31 protein-coding genes and 1 pseudogene are annotated in these 25,403 nt (G+C 42.1%); 25 read left to right on the forward strand and 7 right to left on the reverse strand.

The features are described 5' to 3' along the window. Nucleotides 1–139 precede the first annotated feature (139 nt). The 3 genes and pseudogenes from ACFOJ8_RS03520 to ACFOJ8_RS03530 form a co-directional block, all read left to right on the forward strand. Nucleotides 140–250: pseudogene (locus ACFOJ8_RS03520) on the forward strand (DUF421 domain-containing protein); the annotation flags it as partial. A gap of 6 nt (nucleotides 251–256) precedes the next feature. Continuing rightward, nucleotides 257–709 carry a DUF421 domain-containing protein gene (locus ACFOJ8_RS03525; protein ID WP_380657016.1) on the forward strand — a complete coding sequence of 151 codons (453 nt, stop codon included), beginning with the start codon at nucleotides 257–259 and terminating at the stop codon, nucleotides 707–709. A gap of 86 nt (nucleotides 710–795) precedes the next feature. Further along, nucleotides 796–1,977, forward strand: coding sequence for a M20 metallopeptidase family protein (locus ACFOJ8_RS03530; RefSeq protein WP_380653371.1), 1,182 nt, complete (start codon nucleotides 796–798; stop codon nucleotides 1,975–1,977). On the opposite strand, the gene ACFOJ8_RS03535 is transcribed toward ACFOJ8_RS03530, so the two are convergent. Further along, complete coding sequence (locus ACFOJ8_RS03535) at nucleotides 1,937–2,314, reverse strand: hypothetical protein (RefSeq protein WP_380653374.1); 378 nt, start codon at nucleotides 2,312–2,314, stop codon at nucleotides 1,937–1,939. The genes ACFOJ8_RS03530 and ACFOJ8_RS03535 overlap by 41 nt on opposite strands. 98 nt (nucleotides 2,315–2,412) lie before the next feature. Next, nucleotides 2,413–3,738: a TrkH family potassium uptake protein gene (locus ACFOJ8_RS03540; protein ID WP_380653376.1), complete on the reverse strand. Its 1,326-nt coding sequence runs from the start codon at nucleotides 3,736–3,738 to the stop codon at nucleotides 2,413–2,415. Nucleotides 3,739–4,448: 710 nt separating this feature from the next. Here ACFOJ8_RS03540 and ACFOJ8_RS03545 point away from each other — a divergent pair. Together ACFOJ8_RS03545 and ACFOJ8_RS03550 are read left to right on the forward strand one after the other, a co-directional pair. Further along, nucleotides 4,449–4,640 (forward strand): DUF6440 family protein, encoded by a 192-nt coding sequence (locus tag ACFOJ8_RS03545; RefSeq protein WP_380653379.1) that lies wholly within the window; start codon nucleotides 4,449–4,451, stop codon nucleotides 4,638–4,640. Nucleotides 4,641–4,818: 178 nt separating this feature from the next. Further along, a complete protein-coding gene (locus tag ACFOJ8_RS03550) occupies nucleotides 4,819–5,238 on the forward strand; it encodes a hypothetical protein (RefSeq protein WP_380653382.1) in 420 nt (139 codons plus the stop codon). Between the two features lie 67 nt (nucleotides 5,239–5,305). On the opposite strand, the gene ACFOJ8_RS03555 is transcribed toward ACFOJ8_RS03550, so the two are convergent. Together ACFOJ8_RS03555 and ACFOJ8_RS03560 are read right to left on the reverse strand one after the other, a co-directional pair. Further along, on the reverse strand, nucleotides 5,306–5,791 hold the full coding sequence (locus ACFOJ8_RS03555; protein WP_380653384.1) for a hypothetical protein: 486 nt from the start codon (nucleotides 5,789–5,791) through the stop codon (nucleotides 5,306–5,308). Nucleotides 5,792–5,807: 16 nt separating this feature from the next. Then, the gene (locus ACFOJ8_RS03560) at nucleotides 5,808–6,137 is read right to left on the reverse strand and encodes a helix-turn-helix domain-containing protein (RefSeq protein ID WP_380653387.1); all 330 of its coding nucleotides are present in this window, start codon (nucleotides 6,135–6,137) and stop codon (nucleotides 5,808–5,810) included. 167 nt (nucleotides 6,138–6,304) lie between these two features. Here ACFOJ8_RS03560 and ACFOJ8_RS03565 point away from each other — a divergent pair, with 167 nt between their 5' ends. From ACFOJ8_RS03565 to ACFOJ8_RS03610, 10 genes are all read left to right on the forward strand, one after another. Beyond that, the gene (locus tag ACFOJ8_RS03565; protein ID WP_380653389.1) at nucleotides 6,305–6,508 is read left to right on the forward strand and encodes a helix-turn-helix domain-containing protein; all 204 of its coding nucleotides are present in this window, start codon (nucleotides 6,305–6,307) and stop codon (nucleotides 6,506–6,508) included. 109 nt (nucleotides 6,509–6,617) lie between these two features. Beyond that, nucleotides 6,618–7,370: a helix-turn-helix domain-containing protein gene (locus ACFOJ8_RS03570; RefSeq protein WP_380653392.1), complete on the forward strand. Its 753-nt coding sequence runs from the start codon at nucleotides 6,618–6,620 to the stop codon at nucleotides 7,368–7,370. Nucleotides 7,371–7,378: 8 nt separating this feature from the next. Continuing rightward, the gene (locus ACFOJ8_RS03575; RefSeq protein WP_380653395.1) at nucleotides 7,379–7,732 is read left to right on the forward strand and encodes a hypothetical protein; all 354 of its coding nucleotides are present in this window, start codon (nucleotides 7,379–7,381) and stop codon (nucleotides 7,730–7,732) included. Continuing rightward, on the forward strand, nucleotides 7,725–9,005 hold the full coding sequence (locus ACFOJ8_RS03580; protein WP_380653398.1) for a DnaB-like helicase C-terminal domain-containing protein: 1,281 nt from the start codon (nucleotides 7,725–7,727) through the stop codon (nucleotides 9,003–9,005). Before ACFOJ8_RS03575 ends, ACFOJ8_RS03580 begins: the two co-directional genes overlap by 8 nt. Nucleotides 9,006–9,010: 5 nt before the next feature. Next, nucleotides 9,011–9,346 carry a hypothetical protein gene (locus ACFOJ8_RS03585; protein WP_380653401.1) on the forward strand — a complete coding sequence of 112 codons (336 nt, stop codon included), beginning with the start codon at nucleotides 9,011–9,013 and terminating at the stop codon, nucleotides 9,344–9,346. A gap of 57 nt (nucleotides 9,347–9,403) precedes the next feature. Then, nucleotides 9,404–9,586 carry a hypothetical protein gene (locus ACFOJ8_RS03590; protein WP_380653403.1) on the forward strand — a complete coding sequence of 61 codons (183 nt, stop codon included), beginning with the start codon at nucleotides 9,404–9,406 and terminating at the stop codon, nucleotides 9,584–9,586. Between the two features lie 88 nt (nucleotides 9,587–9,674). After that, nucleotides 9,675–10,124 carry an ArpU family phage packaging/lysis transcriptional regulator gene (locus ACFOJ8_RS03595; RefSeq protein ID WP_380653405.1) on the forward strand — a complete coding sequence of 150 codons (450 nt, stop codon included), beginning with the start codon at nucleotides 9,675–9,677 and terminating at the stop codon, nucleotides 10,122–10,124. Nucleotides 10,125–10,535: 411 nt separating this feature from the next. Then, nucleotides 10,536–10,844, forward strand: a complete 309-nt coding sequence (locus ACFOJ8_RS03600; protein ID WP_380653407.1) for a hypothetical protein — start codon at nucleotides 10,536–10,538, stop codon at nucleotides 10,842–10,844. A gap of 187 nt (nucleotides 10,845–11,031) precedes the next feature. Then, complete coding sequence (locus ACFOJ8_RS03605; RefSeq protein ID WP_380653410.1) at nucleotides 11,032–11,301, forward strand: phage holin; 270 nt, start codon at nucleotides 11,032–11,034, stop codon at nucleotides 11,299–11,301. A gap of 43 nt (nucleotides 11,302–11,344) precedes the next feature. Continuing rightward, nucleotides 11,345–12,217: an N-acetylmuramoyl-L-alanine amidase gene (locus ACFOJ8_RS03610; protein WP_380653413.1), complete on the forward strand. Its 873-nt coding sequence runs from the start codon at nucleotides 11,345–11,347 to the stop codon at nucleotides 12,215–12,217. Between the two features lie 727 nt (nucleotides 12,218–12,944). On the opposite strand, the gene rpsD is transcribed toward ACFOJ8_RS03610, so the two are convergent. Both rpsD and ACFOJ8_RS03620 read right to left on the reverse strand, forming a co-directional pair. Next, the gene (gene rpsD, locus ACFOJ8_RS03615; protein ID WP_380653416.1) at nucleotides 12,945–13,547 is read right to left on the reverse strand and encodes a 30S ribosomal protein S4; all 603 of its coding nucleotides are present in this window, start codon (nucleotides 13,545–13,547) and stop codon (nucleotides 12,945–12,947) included. A 228-nt stretch (nucleotides 13,548–13,775) separates the two neighbouring features. Next, nucleotides 13,776–14,246, reverse strand: coding sequence for a GAF domain-containing protein (locus tag ACFOJ8_RS03620; RefSeq protein WP_380653419.1), 471 nt, complete (start codon nucleotides 14,244–14,246; stop codon nucleotides 13,776–13,778). Nucleotides 14,247–14,352: 106 nt separating this feature from the next. On the opposite strand from ACFOJ8_RS03620, the gene ACFOJ8_RS03625 reads away from it, so the two are divergent. The 4 genes from ACFOJ8_RS03625 (at nucleotide 14,353) to ACFOJ8_RS03640 (ending at nucleotide 19,198) form a co-directional block, all read left to right on the forward strand. Continuing rightward, entirely contained in the window at nucleotides 14,353–16,047 is a 1,695-nt protein-coding gene (locus ACFOJ8_RS03625) for a septation ring formation regulator EzrA (RefSeq protein WP_380653422.1), read from the forward strand. A gap of 63 nt (nucleotides 16,048–16,110) precedes the next feature. Continuing rightward, nucleotides 16,111–17,229, forward strand: a complete 1,119-nt coding sequence (locus ACFOJ8_RS03630) for a cysteine desulfurase family protein (RefSeq protein ID WP_380657019.1) — start codon at nucleotides 16,111–16,113, stop codon at nucleotides 17,227–17,229. Next, nucleotides 17,226–18,425: a tRNA uracil 4-sulfurtransferase ThiI gene (gene thiI, locus ACFOJ8_RS03635; protein WP_380653424.1), complete on the forward strand. Its 1,200-nt coding sequence runs from the start codon at nucleotides 17,226–17,228 to the stop codon at nucleotides 18,423–18,425. The genes ACFOJ8_RS03630 and thiI overlap by 4 nt, the downstream gene beginning before the upstream one ends. A gap of 5 nt (nucleotides 18,426–18,430) precedes the next feature. Further along, on the forward strand, nucleotides 18,431–19,198 hold the full coding sequence (locus tag ACFOJ8_RS03640) for a TSUP family transporter (RefSeq protein WP_380653427.1): 768 nt from the start codon (nucleotides 18,431–18,433) through the stop codon (nucleotides 19,196–19,198). Between the two features lie 60 nt (nucleotides 19,199–19,258). On the opposite strand, the gene ACFOJ8_RS03645 is transcribed toward ACFOJ8_RS03640, so the two are convergent. Further along, the gene (locus ACFOJ8_RS03645) at nucleotides 19,259–20,059 is read right to left on the reverse strand and encodes an NAD kinase (protein WP_380653430.1); all 801 of its coding nucleotides are present in this window, start codon (nucleotides 20,057–20,059) and stop codon (nucleotides 19,259–19,261) included. 83 nt (nucleotides 20,060–20,142) lie between these two features. Between ACFOJ8_RS03645 and sppA the strand changes: the two genes are divergently transcribed. The 6 genes from sppA (at nucleotide 20,143) to ACFOJ8_RS03675 (ending at nucleotide 25,290) form a co-directional block, all read left to right on the forward strand. Beyond that, nucleotides 20,143–21,141, forward strand: a complete 999-nt coding sequence (gene sppA / locus ACFOJ8_RS03650; RefSeq protein ID WP_380653433.1) for a signal peptide peptidase SppA — start codon at nucleotides 20,143–20,145, stop codon at nucleotides 21,139–21,141. Nucleotides 21,142–21,152: 11 nt separating this feature from the next. Next, entirely contained in the window at nucleotides 21,153–21,695 is a 543-nt protein-coding gene (locus tag ACFOJ8_RS03655) for an RDD family protein (protein WP_380653436.1), read from the forward strand. Nucleotides 21,696–21,718: 23 nt separating this feature from the next. Further along, nucleotides 21,719–22,216, forward strand: a complete 498-nt coding sequence (tpx, locus tag ACFOJ8_RS03660; RefSeq protein WP_380653439.1) for a thiol peroxidase — start codon at nucleotides 21,719–21,721, stop codon at nucleotides 22,214–22,216. A 68-nt stretch (nucleotides 22,217–22,284) separates the two neighbouring features. After that, on the forward strand, nucleotides 22,285–23,181 hold the full coding sequence (locus ACFOJ8_RS03665; RefSeq protein ID WP_380653441.1) for a class I SAM-dependent methyltransferase: 897 nt from the start codon (nucleotides 22,285–22,287) through the stop codon (nucleotides 23,179–23,181). A gap of 17 nt (nucleotides 23,182–23,198) precedes the next feature. Continuing rightward, a complete protein-coding gene (locus ACFOJ8_RS03670; RefSeq protein WP_380653444.1) occupies nucleotides 23,199–24,392 on the forward strand; it encodes an acetate kinase in 1,194 nt (397 codons plus the stop codon). Between the two features lie 139 nt (nucleotides 24,393–24,531). Beyond that, a complete protein-coding gene (locus ACFOJ8_RS03675; RefSeq protein WP_380653447.1) occupies nucleotides 24,532–25,290 on the forward strand; it encodes an Ltp family lipoprotein in 759 nt (252 codons plus the stop codon). The last annotated feature ends 113 nt before the right edge of the window (nucleotides 25,291–25,403 follow it).

Genomic DNA, 25,403 nt, shown 5'->3' on the forward strand with positions numbered 1-25,403 from the left:
CCTCCGTGGATGGAAGGTGTTGTATTAAATATGGATGATATGCCTACTTATGCTGTAAAGCTTACTGCTGGTCTCATTGGAGTCATATTCTTAGGCTACTTGGGAAAAAGGAACTGGCGCAGATCCCCCCCTTGATTTCGTCTACGCACTCATTTTGGGAAGTATCATCGAAGAATCACTTTACGAGACGACAATGCCTTTTTATGAAATGCTGTTCGCACTGGCATACTGGGCACTCCTCATTTATTTCATAGAGATTGTTGCGCTCAAAAATGAACGCTTCAGAAAACTTACGAAAGGTACACCGCAGATGCTGATTGACAATGGTGAGCTCAATGTCAAAGTGATGAACAGGAACATGATGGACGTCGATGAGGTCAGAGAGTTGTTACGTATGCAGAATGTATTTTCATTAAGGAGTGTCAAGTATGCTATTCTGGAAAATAGCGGCAGGCTCTCTGTAATCCGTTACGATAGAGAAGAATCTACTGCGTCTGGCAAAGATCAAAAGGGCTGTGATAGGAATGAGATAACCTACCTGCTTGTAGATGCAGGCAAGGTGGAATATGCTGCTCTGGGCGAAATAGACCGTGATATTGAATGGCTCAGGAAAGAAATTAGGAAAGATACAGGGCATGCTCTTGATAATGTCTTTTTTGCGGAGTGGGGCAGAGAGACGGGATTCTTCATACAAGAAAAGAAAATGTAGTTTTCACATGCGTATGAAAATTCATAATAATAGTATGTTAGTATTTATAAGTGAATTCTTAAATATCCTATGAAAGGTGTTTTGACATGACACTTGATCCACGAATAATAGAAGAAGTTGTTGAATTCAGAAGACATTTGCACAGCCATCCTGAACTCAGTGGCGAAGAACATGCAACATCAAAGCGCATTCAGGAAAAATTGGATGATATCGGAATCCCCTACAGCACAGGGTTTGCACAGACAGGCGTGCTTGGCGTCATCGAAGGAGGCCAGCCAGGGCCGACTATCGGTCTCAGAGCGGACATTGATGCGCTTCCCATCACTGAAAGCTCAGGTGAAACATTCTCTTCTGAAGCGACAGGTGTGATGCACGCCTGTGGACACGATGCCCATACGGCAATGCTTTTTGGAACAGCGAAATATCTGCTTGAGAGACGTGATGAAATCGAAGGGAAAATTCTGCTCATCTTCCAGCCGGCCGAAGAAAAGTCGCCAACCGGTGGTTCGAAACAGATGATGGAAGATGGTGTTTTTGACGAATATGAGCCGGAAGTGCTGATTGCACAGCACATATGGCCACAGCTCCCTGTCGGTCAGTTTGGCGTCATGGCAGGCCCGATTATGGGTAACTCGGATCGCTTCAAAATTACAGTTACAGGATCTGGCGGTCATGCATCAATGCCGCATGATACAGTAGATGCCATCGTTGCCGCCAATCAGATTGTCACTACGCTACAGACAATTGTCAGCAGAAATGCCAATCCATTTGACCCGGCAGTTGTCACTGTTGGGAAGTTCAATGCCGGTTTCCAATACAATGTTATTGCTGAAACTGCGGAACTTGAAGGCACAATTCGAACACAGAGTGATGAAATGAAAAATAAGGTGAAGCAACGTTTCTTCGACGTGGTCGAGAACGCTGCAGCTGCCATGGGTGTGGCAGTGGAGATTGATTACATGGATGGATACCCTGCAACGGTCAATGATGAAGAATGGGCGGCACAGGTGTATTCTACAGTGGATCGCATGTATGGCGAAGCAGCACTGCCGAGTCTGACGCCAAGTCTCGGGGGAGAGGACTTCAGTCGATTCTTGCAAAAGTATCCAGGTGTCTACTACTGGCTCGGCAGCTCTGTCGGTGAGGGTCAGAAACCACTTCACAATCCATCCTTCAGATTCAATGAAGCGGCAATTCCATATGGTATTGAAGCGATGGCACAAGTGGCTATCGATACACTTCAGACACTAAAGCAAAAAAATGATTGATGTGACAAAGTTTTATTAAAACAACAAAAGCCACCTTTAAGGTGGCTTTTGTTGTTTCCAATGTAATTTCTGTGTATGAGTCAAACATTAATTGTGAAGTGTCTAAATCGGCTCCCTTTGGTAGTAGTCCCTGATCTTCTGTGACTTCCTCGTCTTGTTCATCTCCATAGAACACGCCTGTACATGAACCGAGAACAGCTATCAGCACAATGAGGGATATCGCAATGATCAGACACCCTGTAAGACCCGATCTTTTTTTCTTTTCGTAGCTACCTTCGACGCCTGTATGTTTCGCTGCTTCTCTTCTGGCCTTTGCTTCTCCTGTACCGTTATCCATCTGGTCATCCCCCAAAACTGTTTAAAATACTATACCCATAAAGAGAAGGGAGAAGCATCAATAAAATCATTGTTGCTTGGCGATATGCAAAAAAGTTGTCACCCTGTAAGGATGTCCGCTGCAGGGTACCTGACTTTATCTTGCTTCGGTTTTGAGAGTGAAAAAGCCAGGTTCAATGGACCTAATTTGCCGAAAAACATGACGAAAATGATAATGAGTTTGCCAAGGGGCGATAACTCAGCTGTAATGCCCATGGAGAGCCCGACTGTACCAAAAGCGGATACCACTTCGAAAACGATTTTAATGAATGGTGCATCCTCGCTGATTGTCAGGATAAATATGGCAGTCAGGATTAACAGCACGCTCAGTATCGAGATTGAAAGCGCACGGAATATGATGGCTGGTTTTATTGAACGCCGACCGATATTAATCTGACTTTTTTGCTGTAGCAGGGGAATGATGGATAGCACCAATATTAAAAAAGATGTCAGTTTGATGCCACCGCCGGTTGAAGCACTGCCTGCTCCAATGAACATTAAAAGTAGCATCATGGTAATCGTCGAGTCGTTGAGACTGCTAATATCAAGGGTGTTGAATCCTGCTGTTCTTGGTGTGACCGCTTGGAAATAGGAAGCCCAGAGCTGGTCTTTCCATGATGTGAGGGTACCAAGTGTATTCGGATTCTGGTATTCCAGAACGAAGAATACCAACATCGCACCTACATTTACGATGAGAGTGCCTACAATCATCAGTTTGGAATGGAGTGTAAGTCTTCTATAACTGCGCTTATGCCACAAGTCAATAAGCACAGTGAATCCAATTCCGCCGGTGATGAACAAAAAAGTGATAATAAGGTTAATTATTGGATCTCCGACGTAGACCATCAGACTGTCAGACCAGATTGAGAAACCAGCGTTATTGAATGCAGATATTGAGTGAAAAAGGCTGTAGTACAATCCTTCCACCCAGCCGAATTCAGGCACCCATCTTATAGCGAGAATCATCATTGCAAAAAATTCGATAATAAAAGAGTAAATGAATAGGGATTTGACCAATTCAAGTACTCCATCAAGCGAAGATTGGTTCAATGCCTGTTTGATTTCAATTCTTCTTTTGAACCCGACTTTTCTACCAAGTGCCATATAGATCATCACAGCAAACGACATAATTCCAAGGCCACCAGCTTGGATTAACGCAAGGATAACTATCTGGCCGAATATTGTAAAATCGCTCCCTGTATCGACGACCACCAAGCCAGTGACCGTCATGGCGGAAGTTGCAGTGAACAATGCATCAATATACGATATGGTTCCGATAGTTGAAAATGGTAGCATCAAAAGAATCGAACCGAAAATAATAAACAGGAAGAACACGGCTACGAGCAACTGGGATGGGTTGAAAGTCAGATACTTGATCTTCTTCACTACAGATACCTTCTTTTATGGTAGGATGAAATACTCTGCACGATGTGCCCGACACTCGAATAAAGTTGCATTAATGCTCGAAGTTATATTACTGCTAAGCAGGAGTGTTGTAAAGGAATATTTCATTCAATTGATATAAAGATGAATATTTGTTTTGAAATAAGAATATTATCAAAAAACGCCGTCAGCAGGGTCCCTCCTCTCGGTGATTACCGATAATTCAATAAGTTCGTCACCTTAGGGGGTGTGTCAGGTGCCATCGTCGACAATACAGTACCTTACTCAACTTGAGATTGATACAGTTAAAAAGTGTAGTTTTCGCTCACATCGAACTACAGACGCCTGGATTATAAGATATACTTTAGACAAACTCATGGAGAGTTACACGCCTAGATTGAAGGTTTATGAAAGGGAAGTGAGGCGATGATGTATCAAAAGTATGTATAGATTGCTAATGAACGTTTGCGAAGTAGATTGAATTATGTGTATACTGTCGGCCGGTATAATATGAATATGTCCCTGGGAGTGCAACAGTAAAAATCCTAAAAATTGAGAACTTATGGCTTACCATAACATTAGAAAATCCGTATTCACTCTGTCGAAACAGGCCCAGGCTACCAGAATCGACACACTGGAAGCCTACAGTAATTGCTTGAAATGGATAACGAAGTGCTAGAAAAGCAGAGAAAAATTAAAGAGGAGATGATGTCATGTTTGGTAGAAACGATGATTCTGAGGAAGCAAGGTTCGTAACAGAGCAAATGAAAACAGATGGAGCTATTCCTTGTCATGTTATCACTGACAAAGAGACGGGCGTGCAATACTTATATGCTTGGGGCGGAGCAGGGGGCGGCTTGACACCGTTATTAGATGAGAATGGGCAGATAACTGTAAAGAGATAAACCAGGAAATACTTAAGAATTTTACCAAGTTCGTTATTATTAGCAAAAGGACGTACTCTTACAACTTTGGGAGCACGTCCTTTTATATAGCCTTATGTATTAAGATGTTTACACTTTAAATCTCTATATTGATATAATAATTTTAAATTCTGCAATTATATCGTGAGAGAGGTAGACCATGACAGAGTATATGTACTTAAAAAGCGATAAGCCAATGGTGACAGGAGCAATAGGAGATAGGGGGTTACACGTAGCAAAGATTTCCTGGTATCGGACTGAAGCTTCAATGGAATCTTTTTATTTTGAGACAACTACTGTTGGAAAGAGTGCGACATATGAAGTGGATTCATATGCATACAAACTTCCAGAAGCCAACAGTAAGAAGGTGAATGGAAAGGAAAAGAAAGCAGTTTCAATTTTATACGACTATATAGTAGCGCACTTTGCTGAAAATGCAGCGAGATTCTTGAACATAACCTTTGTACTCAATGGGTACGAAAACGGTTCAATGAAGAAAATTAGAAGGATACAGATTGGGCAGTTGCGAAAAGAGGATTTGTACTATTCGGAGGCAACTGTACTCGAAATTGTAAGATAAGTTGGTCCGTAACTCCTCAGGGCCACGGACCATTAAATAGAGCTCAGTGCCTTAAGTCTATGAAATGTTAAAGTTTTTCAATCTTTAAAGGTTCAAAAGCGATGTAGTAGCCATCATATTTAACGTAAGATCCAAATTGCTTCTTATAGTCTTCAATTGCTTCTTCAAAATAACTTCTGTCTATTTCTAAATATAAACACATTGCATATAGGTCACCCCAATAGCCGTTTTCAAAGCAATCTACCAGCTTTTCCAAAGGAAGGATGAGCTTGATACCAAACCTTCTGGCCCTTACTTCTTGTTTAGCTGCATTTATATTAATATTTTTCCCTTTATAATTTGTTATATCCCCATAAGATGTTGCATGATGTCCTAACTCTTCAGCGAGAATACCGTTCTGTAAATAGTAATTAATACGTCCATCTATAGTAATACTGCCATTAGGCGAGAGGGCGTCCTGCTCGTATAATGCAATTAGTCCCTTAGGGAGTTCATCTGATACATGCAACTCCAGCTTGGGAAACTGATTCATTAATTTTTCCCTAACTTGCATCGTTTATCCCCCTAGCTCACTTCTTGTTTCTTCTTTGCTTTCTGTACTTGATATATTCTAATATTTCTTCCATCTCTTCATCAGTAACATCATCGTCGATGTGTGCAGCAATAGTATTGAATGGAGCAGATTCCTGCTCCTGATCTTCTGTCCATCCCATTAAGAATTCGGGTGTCGTTCTTAGCTTCTCAGCTATTTTTTTCAAAGTAACAGCTGGCATCTTTTCGATATCACCTTTCTCATATCTGAAGATGGTTGCTCTTGAAACATGGACAAATTTAGCTAAATCATCAGCTGAAATGTCAAGTTCCTTCCGCCGCTGTCTAATTCTATCTCCAACATGCATAGTTTTGCCTCCGTTCGGCTTTCCAATATAAATTTATTATATATATCATGTAGCATATACGCAACTGCATTTGTCGCATTTATGCTACTTTTTAATTGACTTTGAATTTAACCATGATATTATTGAATCAATTAGTCGCATAAATGCGATTTTTGGAGGTGATCAAGTTGATTAACAGTAAAAAATTCAAAGAGATACTAGTAGCCAAGAATATCAGTCAGGATGCAGTAGCGCAGTCAATTGGAATGAATCGTTCTAATTTTGACAGAAAGATTGAGAAGGGGAGCGATGTGTTTACCATAGGTGAGATTGAAAAGATGATGGAAGTTATTCCACTGACCAGGAAGGAAGCCAAAGTTATTTTTTTATAAAATTAGTCGCATTTATGCGACTATAAAACGATGACCATCAAGAAGATTGATAGGCTGTGTGAGAAAGAAGTTGTCGATACACTTACAGTATTTATCGGAGGAATTGCATATGGAGAAAAAAGACATGTTGAAAACTGGTAGCATTTTTACTGCTGGCTACGGCATTATACCAAAGTTGGTTATGAAAAATAAGGATCTAAGTATTGAAGCAAAAGCCATCTATGCCTTTTTATGCAGCTATGCGGGAAGAGGGGATAAGGCTTTTCCGAGCGTTAGTGTAATAACCGGATACCTTGGAATATCGGAAAATCGATTCTATAAACATCGTAAAGTTTTACTTGAAAAAGGGTTTCTCTCCCTTACCAAAGAAAGACATGCTGGTGGATCCTTCAAACAGAACATCTACACAGTAAACACTGTCGTCCCACACGAACAAAATCTTCGCGCGGATACTCCACATGCAGATACACAGTGCGTGGATAAGCCGCATGTAGATAGTATGGGAAGTAATAACAATAGCACTAATAATAACAGTATAAAAAACAACAGTACCATAAATAAAGAGCATGAGCGTTTTGAAGAATTCTATAATCTTTACAACAAAAAGAAAGCAAGGCCAAAAGCATCAAAGGCATTCTGGAAGGCCATCAGCAACCACGACTGGGAGATCATTGAAAAAGGGACCATCGACTACCTCAGAAGCATTAGAGCAGGGGATGAAAAGTTTCAAGCTTACCCGGCTACTTTCCTTAATGAGGAGCGGTTTTTGGACGATCATGAATATGTCAGAAGTAATATCTATGAAGCTAAAATCAAGCCGTATATACTAGAGGATTATTCCGATTTCTTGGACGAATTGTAGGTGAGGGTATGCACAAGGAAGAAGCAAAGACAGTGATCAGAACAATAAGAGCCTTTTATCCTACCTTCATCAAAGATAATGAGGAAGGTAGAGAAAAAGCACGCATATGGATGATGAAGCTGATGGAAGCCAACTACCAGAAAACAATGATCAAGTTGGACCACTATGCAACCACAGAAGCCTTTCCACCACAACTGGCCCGCATCATTCATGTCGATCAGTTGTCAGATCCAAAAGATACACTCGAGTCAGATATAAACAGAGTTCGAATCGAAAAAGCTGATCCAAGACTTGTAGAATTACGTGAAGAAAAACTGAATAGGCTTCGTACACTTTTGGCAGGAGGAGAAGTGAATGAATGATATTTCCCGATTTACAGAAGTAGAGTACTTTGAAAAGACTGTTCTGGCGACGGCATTTAAATATCAGCAGATTAGAAGTCAATTCAAGTTAGAACCTGAGCACTTTGAGGATGACAGACATGGTGCGATTGCCAGTCGCCTGTTGAGTGATAGTTCATTCGATTATAAGCAACTCATTAGTGAATCAGTTAAATCTCCCGCAACATACGGAGATTACGAATTCGTAAAGCAAATCGGTTTCATGAACCCGCCATCAGAAAAATCATTCACGTTCGATCAAACTCAAGTTCTAGAGCAATATAAGCAAAGAGAGCTGGCCAAAACCATCGATGACTATACAAGAGTACAAAGTGCAGAAAATCGAATCCGTCTCCGTAATCGTATCGACCAACTGGAGAAAATAGAATTGTCGCAGGGTATCGGTAAGCTCGATACGCTTTCTCATATATTTAAGAGTCTCTATGAAGAAAAGGATACTGCAGTTATAAAGACGGGCCTTAATCCATTGGACCATCTTATAACTGGAATGGAGCAAGGACAGTTTAATCTGATTGCCGCACGTCCATCCATGGGTAAGACAGCACTAGCACTTCAGGTTGCACGCAATATGGAAGAAGAGAATAAAAATATAGAAATTTTATTCTTCTCTCTTGAAACAACTGAAATGAATGTAACGCAACGTATTCTTTCAAATATGACCAACGTGAACCTAATGAAATTTAAACAACCTAAAGAAATGATGACCATGGAAGATATTGATAAGGTTCTTTCTGCGATAGAACTCTATAACGAATCAAGCATCAAGATATATGATGATGCGCGCCTAACGCCGAATGCAGTCCGTGCTGCGGCGAGTAACGTTCCAGTAGACAAGACAGGAGTCATTTTCATCGATTATATCCAATTGATGGACGCAGACACCAGGCATCGCGAAAAGCGTCATATCTTAGAGGAAGTTTCAAGAGAGCTGAAGGTTATTGCAAAGGAGATGAATGTCACCATCATCGCGCTTTCTCAATTATCTCGAGCCAGCGATGGTCGCCAGGATAAACGGCCGGTATTAAGTGACTTGAGAGAAACAGGGCAACTCGAGCAGGATGCCAACATCGTCGCTTTCTGTTATCGGGATGATTACTACTTTGGAAATGGTGGTGGACAGCGTGAAAATGGTGCGGTAGATCTTGAAATCATTATTGCGAAGAATAAAGATGGTCCGACAGGTACAGCAGTTGCGACATTCTATAAAGAAACCCAGAGAATTATTGGCAGGTGATACGAATGGATATTACAGATCTTTTGGAAACCTTGGAATATACCATTGAAGACTCGGCAAAAAGATCCGGTGGTGAAATGGCAGTATGCCTCTCTACAGTTTACAAACACACATTGTTATATTTGGTGCAAAACGACAAGCTCAGCATGGATGAGGATAAGCAATATTTCTGGGAATATGTGCACAACTATACACCTTCAGCCCTGTTTAGAGTGGCTAACCACCAGAGAAAACACTCTGGACAGTTGCCACTGAGTTACGCTCAGGAATGTTTTCACCGAAAAGAAATCACTATGCACGAATGGAGGATGAAACGTAATGAGCCACATAGCATTATCTAGTGTAGCGTCGACGTATTTACACCATCACAACTTGGGACAGGTGCCTGGAGGGATGAAATGACAGAGAAAGCGATTGAAGAGATAAAAAGTATACTCCTATCATCTCAAGACAACCAGGTATTAATCTCGAACAATGGAGAGTGGCTTGTCCAAGAAATCCCTCCGTATGGCAAGGTGGAGATCACCAGTCATGATAATAAAATAAAGCAAGTTACTGTAACAAAAAACCATAGACTTTAGGCTCTACTGGTCTACCAGCGAGCGCACGTAAGAGGAATATCATTCCTTCTTGCTGTGCGCTTTTTTAATATAAAAGGAGGAATTCTTGATGTCATTTTTAAAGATTGATGGATTGAACTTTGAAGCCACGAAGGAGGCTGTCCATAATCGTATAAGAGAATATCACCAACTGCTCCACCTCTCTCCAGTAAGGGAGGAGCCGAGCGTCACACAGACTTTCAGTTTTATTCCACCCACTACCAACCGAAACCTCAATAATATCGAGCATGCAGCAAGCAGAAATATAAAACGCCAGGAACTCATGAGCAAGCGTGATCATATCTTAGAACAGATGCATGAAGCTGTGGAATGTATGAAACCACACGAGCGTTACATCATCGTCAATAAATTTCTAAAAGAAGAACGTGCAGCTGATGTGGATGTGTACACGGATCTCAATCTCAATCGCACAAAATACTATGAACTAAAAAACGAGGCTATTGTGCGTCTGGCCTTCTATCTCGGTATTGAGATATATAAATCAGATACAGAGGGCTGATTTGCTGGAGCAATTCTTACTCGACGAGAAGTGTCACATTATATATTGCGATAAAGAGTAGCTTATTAGCGAATTACTACGTCAGCAATAAGTAATCAGTAAATATGCATCAAGAGTCATCAATTCCTAAATAGCTTTATGCAAGTTACCAAAACTTTTCACGAATTTTTCTTGAACTATTTATGTACGAGAAACGAACACATTTTAAAATTCATCGGGTTATGATGGTAATGTAGCAATCAATAAAAAATACTGCTGCAAAGGCACTTGCATATGAATCGCGAGAAACACACATCATTACTCAGAATCAACATCATTAATGAGGCTGATGGCATTCATGAGTGTCTCTCTAGATTTTAATTGTGTCTAAATAAGCTCACCTATTGGTGGGCTTTTTATATTGGGGAGGTGGTGAGGATCGAAGACAGCAATGTCAATTCCAAGCAATACAAAGAAGATATGGATTACCTGCACAATCGAATCGACAAATTAAAAGACGAGGTCGATGGGCTCGACGATAAGTTGGGTGATAAGTTCTATGAGTTGAAAATGTCCAATAACAGTCTTCATACCAAGCTGGATACGGTCGTTTATAACGCACAGAAATCAGAAGAGCGTGCAGGTAGGCAGGTCGACCGTGCACAAGGACAATCCTGGGCACTCGTTCTCATGGTGCTCACTATTATTGCAGGTGCCTTCATCAATGCATTCGTACTATGAGGAGATTTCACGAAAGGAGGTGATTTTATGTAGGATAGGCTCGATTAATATACCTCAGTTGCAGACACGACTACTAGTGGGATGAAGTAGAACGATTGAAAGTAGAATGCGCTCACTTGTGTAAATGAAGCATCTGAATCTGGAGTATGCACTTTTGTTAGCATTTTTATTTTGAAGAAGGAAGGTGATGTCGGAAGAGAAGTTCATGGAGGTTTCCAGCAGACCAGCTTGGATGATGTTGGCACTTTTAATTATCGGTTTTTTAAATCAGGCACTTATCCTTCTAGGGTACAGCCCATTACCGTTTTCTGAAGGGGAGCTTGAGACACTACTCGTTACAGGATACAACATCACAGTTGGTCTCATCGTATGGTATAAAAATATGCCGACCAGCAAGGAAGGCAGGATCGGCACCGCAGTTACGCGTCAGTTAAAGAAAGACAAAGGCATCCAGTAGACTGGGTGTCTTTTTTAATACAAAAATTTAAGGAGTGTTTTAAATGATAAAAATCGCAGTTTCTAGAGGACATGGTAAATATACAGCAGGAAAGCGTTCACCAGCCGGAGAACGTGAGTGGTATTTCAACGATAAAGTCGCACGTGCATTTATTGCTGAAATCGAACAGTATGAAGATGTAAGCATTGTAGAGGTTTCTGATCCATCGGGTGAAGTGGATACACCGCTACTGACTCGTACAAATACAGCCAATGCAGAGAGATGTCCATTGTATGTCGCTTTCCACCACAATGCATACCAGGGGATTTGGTTTAATGGTGGTGGTTCGGAAGTGCACGTACGCCCGAATGCATCTCAAGCCTATAGTCTAGCATCTACCGTTGCACCGCTGGTTGCTCGCGCAATGGGACTTAACGATCGTGGCGTGAAAGTGACTAACCTCCACGAAACACGTGAACCGCACCAGCTTGCCATTCTCATCGAAGGGGGCTTCATGGATTCCAATCAGGATATTCTTGCGCTGAGAAGTGATAGCAAGTTGAAAGCACAAGGTGTTGCGGTTGCCACAGGTGTCGCGCAGTATCTTGGCTTGAAGAAGAAAACTCTACCAGCAGATCCATCGACGGGTGATTTTAGCCAGAACGTCTACGGCACTTACTATAAGCCAGAGAATGGTACATTTACCGTTGGCACCCAAGCAATCACACTAAGGAACGGCAGCCCGTTTCTTTCTGCACCATCGCCTGGAAAAGCAAATCCAGGGGCGTCAATTAAATATCATGAAGTGTGCTTGCAAGATGGTCATGTATGGGTTGGCTACTATACTGGTCAAGGTGGACTTCGTTATTGCCCAGTGAGAACCTGGGATAGCAAAACAGGTGAAGTAGGACCTGCTTGGGGTACTTTCAGTTTATAGAAGTAAAAATACCTCCCTCAGTTGAGGGAGGATACATAGTTATAATTTAATTTATTCTATAATTTAAGGCACTTGTAGTGTAAAAGCAGCAGGGACCTTATAAATATAGAATCTATAGAGACAATATTGCACTCATAGTTAAGAGCCACGGATAGGGGGAACTGTAATAATCTATCTTGCATTTTCAAATTATTTATTTTCTTCATGAGCTTTCTCTTTGAGTCTAGGTCGGTACAACAACATGAGTGAAAGTGCTAGTATAATGAAAAAACCAGTCAGCCCTGAAAAAGGAAATCTGTCTTATCATAGTAAAAAAGATGTAAGATACCCAGAAGCAAAGCTAATATTAAGCCTGTTACATTAATCATTCTAGCTACTCTCAATTTCATAATAATCATCTCACCAGAAGTATTTAATAGGGGTAATCTTTAAACCTTATTATATTGGAAAATTTATGATACAGTTAGTTTTTGCGTCGAATTCCAATTATGCATATCTCAATAAATCAAGAGCGTTAACATTGCAAATAGTTGAATCGTTATCTTTCAGAACAACTTAGTACTAAAAGCGTAGTTATCTTGAGCAATTTTCATATCATAATTTATTGAGAGGAGGATATAGGAGCGCTTTATAATTATCGTTAAAAATAGCACATAAAAGTCATTAAAAAAAGACCTGAGCCCTTATAAAATAAGGATTCAGGTCTTTTAAATGTTGTTCCCACTTCTTATCTAGAGTAGAACTCGACGATAAGCTGCTCATTGATGTCAGCGGAGAGCTCTGAACGCTCTGGGCTGCGTGTGAAGGAACCTTCCATTTTTTCTTCGTCAAATGATAGATATTCTGGAACGAAGTTATTGTACTCGATTGCTTCTTTAACGATATCAAGGTTGCGGGATTTCTCACGCAGGCCGATAGTCTGTCCAGCTTTAAGTGTGTAGGATGGGATATCCACACGTTTGCCATCTACAGTCACGTGACCGTGGTTGACAAGCTGACGCGCCTGACGGCGTGTTCTTGCAAGTCCAAGCTGGTATACAACTGCATCCAGACGGGAAGCGAGAAGGATCATGAAGTTCTCACCATGAACACCTTTCATTTTTGCAGAACGGTCGAAAGTTGTGCGGAATTGACGTTCGTTGATTCCGTACATGTAACGGAGTTTTTGTTTCTCCTGTAGTTGTACTCCGTACTCGGAGAGTTTGATTCTTTGTGTTGGTCCATGATCACCAGGTGGATATGGACGGCGTTCCAATTCTTTGCCTGTACCAGTCAGGGAAATTCCAAGACGGCGGGACTTTTTCCAAACTGAACCTGTAAAACGAGCCATTTTGACTCCTCCTTATTGTTTTTGTTTATGCAAAAAACATCATAAGGTTGATAACCACTTACATGGGCATGCGATTTAAAGTGCCTTCGCCTTATAGCATCAGTTACACAGCACATCCCTGTGTGGGAACCGCATGCTGACATGTAATGGTCATCCGCTACTTAATCCGTTCATTTACACAATAAATGATTATACACAAATACTGGTTGCTTGTCAATGCCAGTTTGTCTAGATGTGCTGTTTCAATACTTCTACAAACTCGATGAGTCCTTGGCGGTCTTCATCTGTGAAACGGTCAAATGAAGGGGAGTCAATATCGAGCACACCGATAGGTGTCCCTTCTTTATATATCGGCACGACGATTTCAGAGCGACTATTGGCATCGCATGCGATGTGTCCAGGAAACTCGGTCACGTCATCAACAATGAACACGTCGTTGCCTCTGAAGGCAATACCGCAGACACCTTTACCATTTTGGATCCTAACACATGCAGGTAGTCCTTGGAATGGCCCAAGTACAAGCTCGTCTGCAGTTTCATCGTAGAGGTAGAAACCGACCCAGTTGATATCCTGCAAGAATACATTCAGAAGGCTTGAAGCGTTGGACAGATTGGCGATGCGGTCCGTTTCGTCTTCGAGTAGCCCTTTTAGCATCTGGTTTAATTGTGCATAGTCTTTAATCTGTGTCTCTGTAAACATTATCTATCACCCTGTCTATATAAATATTCTTGAATTATACATTTATATGTTTTTTCTTTCAATTTTTTAAGCTATAATCTAATTATAGTACTTAGGAGGTAGCTGTATGTGGGTCTATGTTTTAATCGTTGTCATACTTGCCGTCGTCATTGCGATCGGTATGCTATTATATATACGCAACATCAGAAAAGATGACATAAAGACACAATATGTAAAACTCGAGGGAATACAAAATCTGCCATTTCAGGACGAACTTGTGAAGGTTAAGAACTACAATCTTCATGGTGAGGCACAATCACTGTACAGCCAGTGGCAGTCCGACTGGCAGAGTGTACTTAAGCATTCCCTGACAGAAGCCCAAAGTGACCTGGATCATGCTGCCGATGATGTAGAGAAATTCCGTTTCAAGGACAGTCGGGAAAAGACTGAAAGCGCGAATGCTAAACTTGAAGGTGTCGAGCACAAATACCAGGAACTCTCGGGTGAAATCCACCAGCTGATTACCTCGAATGAAGAGGGCGAAAGAAAGTACCATGAAGCTGAAAGACTTTATCGGGAAGCGAAACGCGATGTATTGGCCAATGGTCACCAGTTTGGTGAGGCACAACCATCACTTGAAAAGCTAATTGAAACATATGAGCCAGAGTTGAAAACCTACGAGAAGCAGGTCAATGAGGGGAATTATGTAACAGCGAACAAAGAAATCGATGGAGTCCACGAAGAGCTTTCGATTTTGAAGGAGAATATGGATGAAATTCCGCTTTTGATCAAAGAGGTCCAAAAGGACTTGCCCCAACAATTCCAAGAAGTACGCTTTGGCTGCCGCGATTTGAAGGCAGAGGGGTACGACTTGGAACACGTCAAAGTTGAAGGCAAACTCTCCACTCTGAAAGGCAAACTCAATCTGGTCGAACCGTTGATTACACGCCTCGAGCTGGATGAGGCACGGGAAATTCTCGACGACATCAATAAACAACTGGATGACATGCTAGAACTCATTGAGCACGAAGTTAAAGCGAAAACAAAAGTAGATCACGAGAAGGATATCGTTACAGACGATTTGTTCATGGCGAAAAACATGAATTATACCTTGCGAACTGAGATTGATTACGTAAAAGATCAGTATCACATTAATGAAACAGATATTCACAGAGTTCAAAAATTCGAGCATGAAATCGAAAATATGATAGAAGTCTACGACGAGGTCATCACGGAGATAGGCAAGACAACCGCAAGGTATAGCGAAGTGCTGGACAATCTTGACTACATCAAGGATAATATCGGTGAAATCAACGGAGCACAGCAGCAGATTCAACAATATCTTGTCAATTTGCGCGAAGATGAAGCAGAAGCACGTGAAAACTCGCTCCTCATTCAGGACCGCAAAGAGGAGATCTACAGGGAACTGCTGGGGTCGAATCTCTCGAGCGTACCGGAGAAGTTTCTAGTTATGAAGAATGAACTGGATATTGATATCAAAGAGATTAATAAATATTTCCAAAGACGTCCACTGAATGTCCAGTACATTAAGGAAAAGGTAAATCGTGCCGTCATCCTAATGAATAAGTATGAGCAAGAAGCTTACGAAGTTCTGCAGGAAGCCAGACTGACTGAAGTCATGGTACAGTATGGGAACCGCTATAGAAGAGATGATGCGGACTTCAACCAGATGCTTACTGAAGCAGAACGCCTTTTCAGAGAGAACCGCTACAAGAGGGCGCTACAAATCGCTAGAAAGGCGCTAGAGAAAGTCGAACCCGGAGCGGCATCACGTGTTGAAAAAGAATTTGATAAGCAGTAACATAGGCGACTTGGGATTTTGATCCCGAGTCCCTTTTATGTGAGGAGAGATATTTTGATATACATGGACAATGCAGCAACAACACGTCCATACGATGAAGTGGTGGAAACATTCCTGAATGTGAACGAATCCTATTATTTCAATACCGCAAGCATCCATCAGTCAGGGCGAAAGGCAGCGCAACTGCTGGAAGCGTCAAGGGAGCAGGTTTTAGACCTGCTTGGTGTGCCAGATTATGCCTGCATCTTTACTTCCGGGGCGACGGAAAGTAACAATTTGGTAATCCAAAGTGTTCTAAGGCGTAAACAAACCTACGGCCGTACAGTGCTTGTCAGTGAACTTGAGCACCCGAGTGTCACCAATGTGTTAGAAGCAATGAAATCTGATGGTTTTGAGATTAAGTATATTAGAACGCTAGAGGATGGCACAGTGGATACCGAGCACTTGAGGGAGGTATTGAGTGAGGATGTCATTTTTGTCACAGTCATGGCAGTCAACAACATTACTGGCGGCATCCAGCCGATAGTCGAAATTGCAGAAATGCTTAAGCAATATCCGAAAGCTCATTTTCATACCGACGCAACACAAGCAATCGGCAAAATCAACATAGACTATAGAGATATTGACTCCCTTTCTCTTAGCAGTCATAAGTTCCACGGCATGAAGGGAAGTGGGGCACTGATTGTAAAAGAACCGAGGACACTTTCCGCAATCATCCATGGCGGGGGGCATGAAAGAAATTTGAGAAGTGGAACAGTCAACCTGCCTGGTGCAACAGCGATGGCACGGGCACTACGGCTGGCTATTGAACAACAGAAAGAATCTGTGAATAGGATTTTAAACTACAACCGTAAGGTTCGGAGTGCCTTGGAAGGTCTCCATGGCATTCATATCCAACCTTCAGGTGTGCCACATATACTGAACGTTTCATTTAGAGGCGCCAAAGGCGAAGTGGTGGTCAACGCGCTTGGCAACCACAATATCATGGTATCCACGACCAGTGCGTGTGCTTCAAAATTAAAGAAACTGAACGAAACACTGCTTGCGATGGGGAACAAACGGGCTGTTATAGAGGGTAGCATAAGAATATCCTTCAGCAGCTTAACGCAGGAGGAAGAAGTAGATACACTGATCACCGCCTTGGAAGCGGTACATGAGGAAATAGGAGAGGTATTAAAATGATATATGATCACATTCTTGTGAGATATGGCGAGATCACACTTAAAACCAAAAATAGAAAGATGTTTATACGAGCACTGAGAGAGAACATGAAGCGTGCGCTTTCAAGTTTCGATGTTCAGATTCACACGCAATGGGACCGCGCCTATGTCACTCTACAAAACGAGGATCCCGGTGCTGTCATGTCTGCATTGAAAAATATAAACGGTATACTGAGCATTTCGCCAATAGCCAAAATCGAGCGGACTGAGGCGGCAATGAAAGAGACAGCTGTCGATTTTGCCAAGACCTTCGGCACAGAAGAGACGTTCAAGATCGAAGTAAGACGTTCCGACAAGAGCTATCCTTTGAATACGTTTGATATACAGAGGTTGCTCGGTGGATATGTGCTTGAGCATTTTGCTTATCTCGGTGTAAATGTTAAACACCCCGACCACCAGATTATGGTAGAAGTGCGGGCAGAAGCGATCTATATGTATCATGAAGTCATCCAGTGCATCGGGGGGCTGCCAATTGGTACAGGCGGGAAGGCACTCCTAATGATTTCAGGAGGTATCGATTCACCTGTTGCGGGACTAGAAGTGATGAAAAAAGGTGTAGAGCTAGAAGCGGTCCACTTTCATTCTCCGCCCTATACAAGTCCTCAGGCGACAGAGAAGGTCAAACAGCTTATCGATATACTATCACAGCGCACAGGGACTGATATAAAACTTTACATCGTGCCGTTCACTGAACTGCAGACGACGGTCCATGACTGGATACCAGATAATATGTCGATGACAACGACACGCAGACTCATGCTAACAATTGCGTCACGCCTCGCCGAGAAAACCAATGCGAAAGCCATTGTAAATGGCGAAAACCTTGGACAGGTTGCTTCTCAGACATTAACGAGCATGCATGCCATCAATGCAGTGACCAATCTGCCAGTGCTCCGTCCGTTACTGACGCTTGAGAAGAATGAGATTGTCGAAATGGCACGCAACTATGGTACCTATGATACTTCTGTACTGCCTTATGAAGATTGTTGTACGATATTTAAACCCAAAGCACCAAAGACAAGACCTGAAGTTAAAAAGGTGGAGCGGTTCGAATCAAAGGTGGACTTTGAACCAATGATTGAAAAGGCACTGTCAGGCATCGAATGCTACTCTGCAGAAGATGCAGAAAAAAATGATGCATTCGGCTCCTTGCTATAGTAACGATGCCGGATATTGAAATTTCCACGCTACTACTTGTTATTGCATTCGGTTTTCTCGCAGCCTTTATTGACTCTGTTGTAGGGGGTGGTGGACTCGTGTCCATTCCGGCACTGCTTGCCACAGGCATGTCGCCTGCAACAGCACTTGGTACAAATAAGCTTGCGTCATCTTTTGGCTCTCTGACGAGCTCCTTGAAATTTCTACGTGCGAGGCATGTAGACTTCCGCTTAGTTATGAAACTGTTTCCGCTTAGTTTCATATTATCGATTGGTGGTGCGCTTTTAGCAGTGCGGATGCCTGGGGAAATACTGAAACCTCTTGTGCTTGTCATGCTGATCTTTGTGCTCATTTATACATTGGTGAAGAAGGATTGGGGGGGTATGGAGAAAAAAATGGTATTCACCCCAAAGAAGGTTGTCATCCTTGTATTTTTTGTTCTGCTCATCGGGTTCTATGATGGTTTCATGGGTGGGGGCACAGGCTCGTTCTTGATGTTTCTGATGCTATTTACTGGCTTCGACTTCTTAAAGTCTGCAGGAAATGCCAAAGTATTAAATTTTGCCAGCAACATCGGAGGACTACTTCTTTTCATCATCATGGGAGAAGTCAGCTATACGTATGGATTTGCAATGGCAGGAAGTATGGTTCTTGGTTCATACGTAGGTGCGCATCTAGCAATCTCGAGAGGGGTCGGCTATGTTAAGGCATTGTTCATAATTGTGACCTCAGTACTTATTATTAAAAATATTTACGATTTTTTCCTGTCGTGATAATAAAAAAGCAAACGCATTTCAAAATGCGTTTGCCTACAATCTGAAACTTCCTCTACCTTAGAGGAAGTTTCTTTGTGCTTTATGCCAGAACGTGTTGTTCTTAAGTTTCAAAGTTTTAATAAGTTTGTCGCTCATGCCAAGTTCCACTTTTTCAGTGTTTCTCATGCTCATCGCCTCGTTATCGAGGGACATGACTGGATAATAGTCAACGTTCTTGTCGATGAGAAGTGTCAATGGACGCTCTTTGCTGAGAAGAAAGCTTGTACCGAGTGTACGGTGCGTATTGTTATTGACACTTGCCATTTCCGTGACTTGTATGGCATGAACAAGTGGGTCGACAACTGCGCCACCAAGTGATTTATTGTAGCCGGTTGAACCGGTTGGTGTAGAAACTAATATGCCATCTCCATTGAACTGTTCAAAAAGAAAGCCGCTAATATATACATCCATCTTTATCGTTCTGACAATACTTGAACGCAATGTGAATTCGTTTAGACAGTAGCTCGGTTCGTTGTCGTTCACTCTTACTTCAAGTGCCGGATAGTTTCTGACATCGATGTCGTCTTTTTGGAATGATTCCTCAAGGCTTTGGAGATCCTGGTAATGGAAATCAACATAGAAGTACTTGCCGCTGTCTATAGCGATGCCGAGATAAACGCAGTCGTCTCTGAAATCACTGCGCCTTACCGCTTGTAGAAAAGCACCATCTCCTCCAATGGATGCGATGATATCTGCTTCTTTATCGGATTCCACCGTACTGATACCAAGTCTTTCGAATAATTTTGATAAATCTTCCCGTATAGTCTCTGTCTCTTCTCCGTGTGGTGCAAAGAAGTAGATTGTTTTATAATTTGTCAATCCGTTCACTCCTGTTCACTGTAGATGATAAGTATATGTTATCATAAAAACAGTATACAATATAAGTAGAAAGGGATGTTGGTGTGAAGAGAATTATCGCAGTTGTCGTTGCATTGTGTCTGTTTTTCTTTGGCGTAGCTGCATCAGTTTACAATACGCTATGGGCAAGCGATTGGGAAAGCTTATTCGACGATTTCGCAAGCACAGAGTTTCCACCTTCTTTTATCGTTGAGGCGGGAGATGCAAACAGTAGAATCGCCATGCTGAATGTGGAAGGGACAATTATGGATTCCGGTGATTCTGGCATGTTTGCCGCGCAAGGCTACAATCACAGGTTGACGATCGAGGCTTTGAAGGAAATTATTTCTGACGACAGTATAGAAGGAATACTACTGAATGTTGATTCCCCGGGAGGCGGCGTCTACGAGAGCGCAGAAGTACATAAATATCTGGTGGAAGCTAAGGAAGCCGGTAAGACAATCTACAGTTCAATGGGTGGCATGGCTGCTTCAGGGGGGTACTATGTATCAGCACCTGCCGATCAAATCTTCGCTTCTGAAGAAACTCTGACGGGTTCCATCGGTGTGATCATGCAAAGTATCAACTACAGCCAGCTTGCTGAAGACTTTGGTATTGAGTTTGAGACCTACACAAGCGGTGATATGAAGGAGATGCTCGGAGGCCACAAAGATCCGACAGAAGAAGAGACGGAGTATGTTCAGAGCATGGTCGATAGCATGTATGACGACTTTGTTTCTGTTGTATCCGAAGGGCGTGGCATGGATGAGGCGGAAGTCAGAGATCTTGCAGACGGACGGATATATCTCGGTGGTGATGCTGTTGACAATGGTCTTGTGGATCAGATTGGCTACGTCGAAGATGCATTGGCCGACCTAAAAGAGACTATCGGCGGCAACCCTGAAGTTATTGAATATGGCTATGATGGGAACAACCGTATCTCCTTCAACTACAAGGCGAAAAGTTTTATCAGTGGCCTTTTTGGCAATACTGAGATCGCACAGATTGAATCACTGCTTAGAAATAGACAAGGTGCTGCACCAATGTACCTGTACGAGCAGTAGGGGGGAACTTTATGGAACAAAGTGAAAGATATAGACCGGAAACCAATGATTCCCTGTCCGACAAGCTCGACTATATGGCAAATGCACATTTCTTTACGAGACTTGTCAGTTACATCATCGACATTGTCATATTGTGGTCGATTTCGCAGATTGTTGTTTATCCAATACTGAATGTACTAGGTATCAAGGAAGCATATCTGTGGATACCATTCTTCAGTGCTGATAATATTATGGTAGCTGTCATATATTTCACCTATTTCATACTGATGACCCATTTCTTCCAGGCTACTCTCGGGAAGATGATTACGGGTACAAGTGTGATTTCGCAAAATGGTGGCAAGCTGACCTTTGTTCAAGTGGTCTTTCGTGAACTGATCGGACGTTTCATTAACAACAGTCTATTCTACTTACCTTATCTAACGGTCATCTTTACTGAGAATAGAATTGGACTTCACGATTTCTTTGCGGACACTTATGTAGTTAAAAATAATTACCAAAGTTATAAAAACATGATTAAATCCCGCTATATGAGGGAAACATATGACGGACAGTAACTATATCAGGAGGATGATTTTAAATGGCCGATGTAACTTTTAAGGGAAACCCAATGACTTTAAGAGGTGAAGAACTGAAAAAAGGAGATCAGGCACCGGATTTCACAGTGCTGGATACAGATCTTGAGCCAGTCAGCCTCAGTGATTACGAAGGAAAGAAAAAATTAATCAGTGTCATCCCATCCATCGATACAGGGGTATGCAGCATCCAAACCAAAACGTTTAACGAAAAGGTCGTAGATGTGGACAATACAGTGGTTCTCACTATATCCAACGACTTGCCTTTTGCTCAGAAAAGATGGTCTGCAGATAAGGGGCTTGATAGCGCAGTGACCTTAAGTGACCACAGAGACCTATCTTTCGGTGAGAACTATGGTGTTGTAATGGAAGAACTGAGACTACTGGCACGTAGCGTATTTATTCTCGATGAGAATAACGAAGTTGTATATGTCGAATACGTCCCAGAAGGTACGGATCATCCGAATTACGACAAAGCAATTGAAGCATTGCAATCAATGTAATATAATATACAAGGATTCTGGACTGCCAGCCATTGGCAGTCCATATTTTATGGCAATGAGGAGAGTTTATGGAACAGACGAATATGGAGAAAACATATCAGAAACTTTTAGAGGAAACGGATCATCTTTTAGAGGAGAACCCGGGTGCCTCAAGACTCGAAGCACTGGGAGAAGCACTTCTTTATGTTGAAGCAGAAGGTTCCTTTGCCGAGCGCAGAAAAGCATTCCAGTTTGCTTATCTCTACCAAGTTCAAAAGGAACAAGTTCAGCCGAATCATCAACTAACACCTGATACAATCGGATATATGGTCGCCCATCTAGTCCAGCTTTTTGCTGGCAAATCACCAACAATGCTTGATGCCGGCAGTGGTACCGGACATCTGGCGATGACGGTGAGAGAGCAGGCTGAAAACGCAAAGTTGGCAGGAGTCGAAGTGGACCCCGTGCTTGCACGCCTTAGCGCAAATCTTTGTGAGTTCCTTGAGGTGCCGATGGATATTTATCCTCAAGATATCATCGAGCCGGCCAGAATCAATACAGTCGATGCAGCCATCGGTGATCTTCCAGTCGGTTATTATCCGATTGAAGTCGATGGTTTCACTACCGCATTCAAAGAAGGCAAGAGCTATGCACATCTATTAATGCTTGAAAGTGCAATGACTTACGTCAAAGATGACGGAATCGGTGTATTCGTGGTGCCTTCAAACATGCTTGAGAAGGACAATGAGACCATCAAGCAGTACTTGTCTGAAAGTGCAACGCTTCTAATGTTCCTAAACCTGCCGAAAAGCATTTTCAAGACTGAGAATCAGCGCAAATCGATTATAGTGTTGAAGAAGAATTTTTCTCCACTTAAAAACAATGAAGTGTTAATTGGAGATGTGCCCGATTTCAAGAATGCGTCACAGTTCAAACACTTCTTGGAACAGACAGAATCATGGTATGATAACTACACTAGAAATTAAAAATTCGGGAGGAAAACATGTCTAAGATAATCGCTATAAATGCAGGTAGCTCATCTTTTAAGTTCCAACTTTTTGAGATGCCTGAGGAAAAAGAAATCGCAAAAGGACTTGTAGAACGTATTGGACTAGAAAACGGTATTTTTTCTATTACTGTGGATGGAGAAAAGCACAAGATTGAACAAAATTTCAAAGACCACGAAGAAGCGGTCAATATCATGCTTAAGGAACTTGTCGACTTCAATGTCATCAAGGACATCAATGAAATAGAAGCCAGTGGCCATAGGGTTGTTCACGGTGGAGAAATTTTCGATGACTCAGCGCTGATCGACGACGAAACAATTCGCCATATCCAAGAACTCAGTGAACTCGCACCGCTCCACAACCCAGCCAACCTGATGGGAATCAATGCATTCCGCGAGTTACTGCCTGATGTACCGCACGTTGCTGTATTCGACACTTCGTTCCACCAGACAATGCCTGAGAGTTCATATCTCTACAGTCTGCCATACAACTATTACGAAGACTATGGCATCAGAAAATATGGTTTCCATGGTACAAGCCATAAATACGTCACAGAACGTGCCAGTGAACTGATGGGCAGACCACTTGAAGAACTGAGGATTATTAGCTGTCACCTCGGAAATGGTGCGAGTATCGCTGCAGTCAAAGGCGGTAAGTCAGTAGATACTTCCATGGGCTTCACGCCACTTGCAGGTGTCACAATGGGAACACGTTCAGGTAACATCGACCCGGCGCTCATACCCTACATCATGGAGAAGACTGGAAAATCAGCAGTTGAAGTACTGAATGTATTGAATAAGGAATCCGGTTTACTCGGTGTCAGCGGATTCTCAAGTGATCTTCGCGATATAGAAAGCGAAGCGCAAGAGGGCAACGAAAGAGCTATCCTTGCATTGGAAGTATTCGGCGAAAGAATCCACAAATACATGGGTTCTTATGCGACACGTATGGGCGGACTTGATGCCATTATATTCACAGCCGGTGTGGGTGAGAACTCCGATATCGTTCGTGAAAAAGTAGTTCAGGGACTCGAATTCATGGGCGTGTACTTCGATCCAACAATGAATAAAGTCCGTGGTGAGGAAAAATTCATCAACCATCCGTATTCTCCAGTCAAGATCATTATCATTCCGACTGACGAGGAAGTTATGATTGCTAGAGACGTCATGAGAATAGCAGGACTCCAATAAATATAGTATATAAATAACCTCTTATCATACTTTGATAAGGGGTTATTTATATACTATTCAGAGTGATTAATATATTGTGGAAGTCTTTTTATGAAAACTATATAATATATGTAAATATAGTCAAATGGAGGGGATTGACTTGAAACGTTGTATATTATCAGGAAGCGTAATCGCTACTTTTTTACTGGCTAGTTGTGATAGCGAAGAAATCGGGGCCGATACGGTGGCAAACGAGGAATCGGTAGCAAGCCTAGAAAAAGAGAACAAAGATTTAAGAGATCAAATATCACAGCTTAAAGAAGAAATGTCATCAGAGAAAGAAACAGATGAGAGCGGGGAATCCGATTTAACAAAGGAGAATGAAGCTCTCAAAAGTCAGGTCTCAGAGCTTGAGGAAGAACTAGCATCCACAAAAGAAGCAGAGGATAAATACGAGGCAGTTCTAGATGAGAATGATTCGTTACAGGGCGAAGTTTCAGAACTGAAAGTGGAGTTGGCTGAATTAGAAGGCGCAAATGAACCTCAAGAATTAGAAGTAACGAGTGAAGAAGAATCTGCAGAAACAGAACAAAAAGAGGCTGGAGATAGCGAAGTACCTAGAGAGTGGCAATCGGCATTGAATAGTGCCTATACTTACGCTGAGCTGATGCATATGTCTAAAGCCGGAATTTATGAACAGCTTACTTCCGAGTACGGAGAAAACTTCCCTGAGGAAGCTGCACAATATGCGATAGATAATATTGAATATGATTGGGAAAATAATGCTCTGGAATCAGCAAGAAGCTATCAAGAACTTATGGATATGTCTCATGCTAGCATTTATGATCAGCTTGTTTCGGAGTATGGAGAGAAATTTACAGAAGAAGAAGCGGCATATGCAATAGAAAATCTAGACTGATCTTTGCGTGGCCGATTTTTGGATAGATCAAAAAAATACTCTAAATACGACTAAGATGCTGGCTAATTGATGCTACTAGAAATTTAAGGGTACAGTAGAGTGCAAATATTCAA

The organism is Salinicoccus sesuvii (genome assembly GCF_042648145.1).
Taxonomy (GTDB): domain Bacteria; phylum Bacillota; class Bacilli; order Staphylococcales; family Salinicoccaceae; genus Salinicoccus; species Salinicoccus sesuvii.

Bases quoted from the DNA above. Each gene is read 5' to 3' on its own strand.
- ACFOJ8_RS03530 (WP_380653371.1), top strand. From the start codon at position 796: ATGACACTTGATCCACGAATAATAGAAGAAGTTGTTGAATTCAGAAGA.
- ACFOJ8_RS03535 (WP_380653374.1), bottom strand. From the start codon at position 2,314: ATGGATAACGGTACAGGAGAAGCAAAGGCCAGAAGAGAAGCAGCGAAA.
- ACFOJ8_RS03545 (WP_380653379.1), top strand. From the start codon at position 4,449: ATGTTTGGTAGAAACGATGATTCTGAGGAAGCAAGGTTCGTAACAGAG.
- ACFOJ8_RS03550 (WP_380653382.1), top strand. From the start codon at position 4,819: ATGACAGAGTATATGTACTTAAAAAGCGATAAGCCAATGGTGACAGGA.
- ACFOJ8_RS03555 (WP_380653384.1), bottom strand. From the start codon at position 5,791: ATGCAAGTTAGGGAAAAATTAATGAATCAGTTTCCCAAGCTGGAGTTG.
- ACFOJ8_RS03560 (WP_380653387.1), bottom strand. From the start codon at position 6,137: ATGCATGTTGGAGATAGAATTAGACAGCGGCGGAAGGAACTTGACATT.
- ACFOJ8_RS03570 (WP_380653392.1), top strand. From the start codon at position 6,618: ATGGAGAAAAAAGACATGTTGAAAACTGGTAGCATTTTTACTGCTGGC.
- ACFOJ8_RS03575 (WP_380653395.1), top strand. From the start codon at position 7,379: ATGCACAAGGAAGAAGCAAAGACAGTGATCAGAACAATAAGAGCCTTT.
- ACFOJ8_RS03580 (WP_380653398.1), top strand. From the start codon at position 7,725: ATGAATGATATTTCCCGATTTACAGAAGTAGAGTACTTTGAAAAGACT.
- ACFOJ8_RS03585 (WP_380653401.1), top strand. From the start codon at position 9,011: ATGGATATTACAGATCTTTTGGAAACCTTGGAATATACCATTGAAGAC.
- ACFOJ8_RS03590 (WP_380653403.1), top strand. From the start codon at position 9,404: ATGACAGAGAAAGCGATTGAAGAGATAAAAAGTATACTCCTATCATCT.
- ACFOJ8_RS03595 (WP_380653405.1), top strand. From the start codon at position 9,675: ATGTCATTTTTAAAGATTGATGGATTGAACTTTGAAGCCACGAAGGAG.
- ACFOJ8_RS03605 (WP_380653410.1), top strand. From the start codon at position 11,032: ATGTCGGAAGAGAAGTTCATGGAGGTTTCCAGCAGACCAGCTTGGATG.
- ACFOJ8_RS03610 (WP_380653413.1), top strand. From the start codon at position 11,345: ATGATAAAAATCGCAGTTTCTAGAGGACATGGTAAATATACAGCAGGA.
- rpsD (WP_380653416.1), bottom strand. From the start codon at position 13,547: ATGGCTCGTTTTACAGGTTCAGTTTGGAAAAAGTCCCGCCGTCTTGGA.
- ACFOJ8_RS03620 (WP_380653419.1), bottom strand. From the start codon at position 14,246: ATGTTTACAGAGACACAGATTAAAGACTATGCACAATTAAACCAGATG.
- ACFOJ8_RS03625 (WP_380653422.1), top strand. From the start codon at position 14,353: ATGTGGGTCTATGTTTTAATCGTTGTCATACTTGCCGTCGTCATTGCG.
- ACFOJ8_RS03630 (WP_380657019.1), top strand. From the start codon at position 16,111: ATGGACAATGCAGCAACAACACGTCCATACGATGAAGTGGTGGAAACA.
- thiI (WP_380653424.1), top strand. From the start codon at position 17,226: ATGATATATGATCACATTCTTGTGAGATATGGCGAGATCACACTTAAA.
- ACFOJ8_RS03640 (WP_380653427.1), top strand. From the start codon at position 18,431: ATGCCGGATATTGAAATTTCCACGCTACTACTTGTTATTGCATTCGGT.
- ACFOJ8_RS03655 (WP_380653436.1), top strand. From the start codon at position 21,153: ATGGAACAAAGTGAAAGATATAGACCGGAAACCAATGATTCCCTGTCC.
- tpx (WP_380653439.1), top strand. From the start codon at position 21,719: ATGGCCGATGTAACTTTTAAGGGAAACCCAATGACTTTAAGAGGTGAA.
- ACFOJ8_RS03665 (WP_380653441.1), top strand. From the start codon at position 22,285: ATGGAACAGACGAATATGGAGAAAACATATCAGAAACTTTTAGAGGAA.
- ACFOJ8_RS03670 (WP_380653444.1), top strand. From the start codon at position 23,199: ATGTCTAAGATAATCGCTATAAATGCAGGTAGCTCATCTTTTAAGTTC.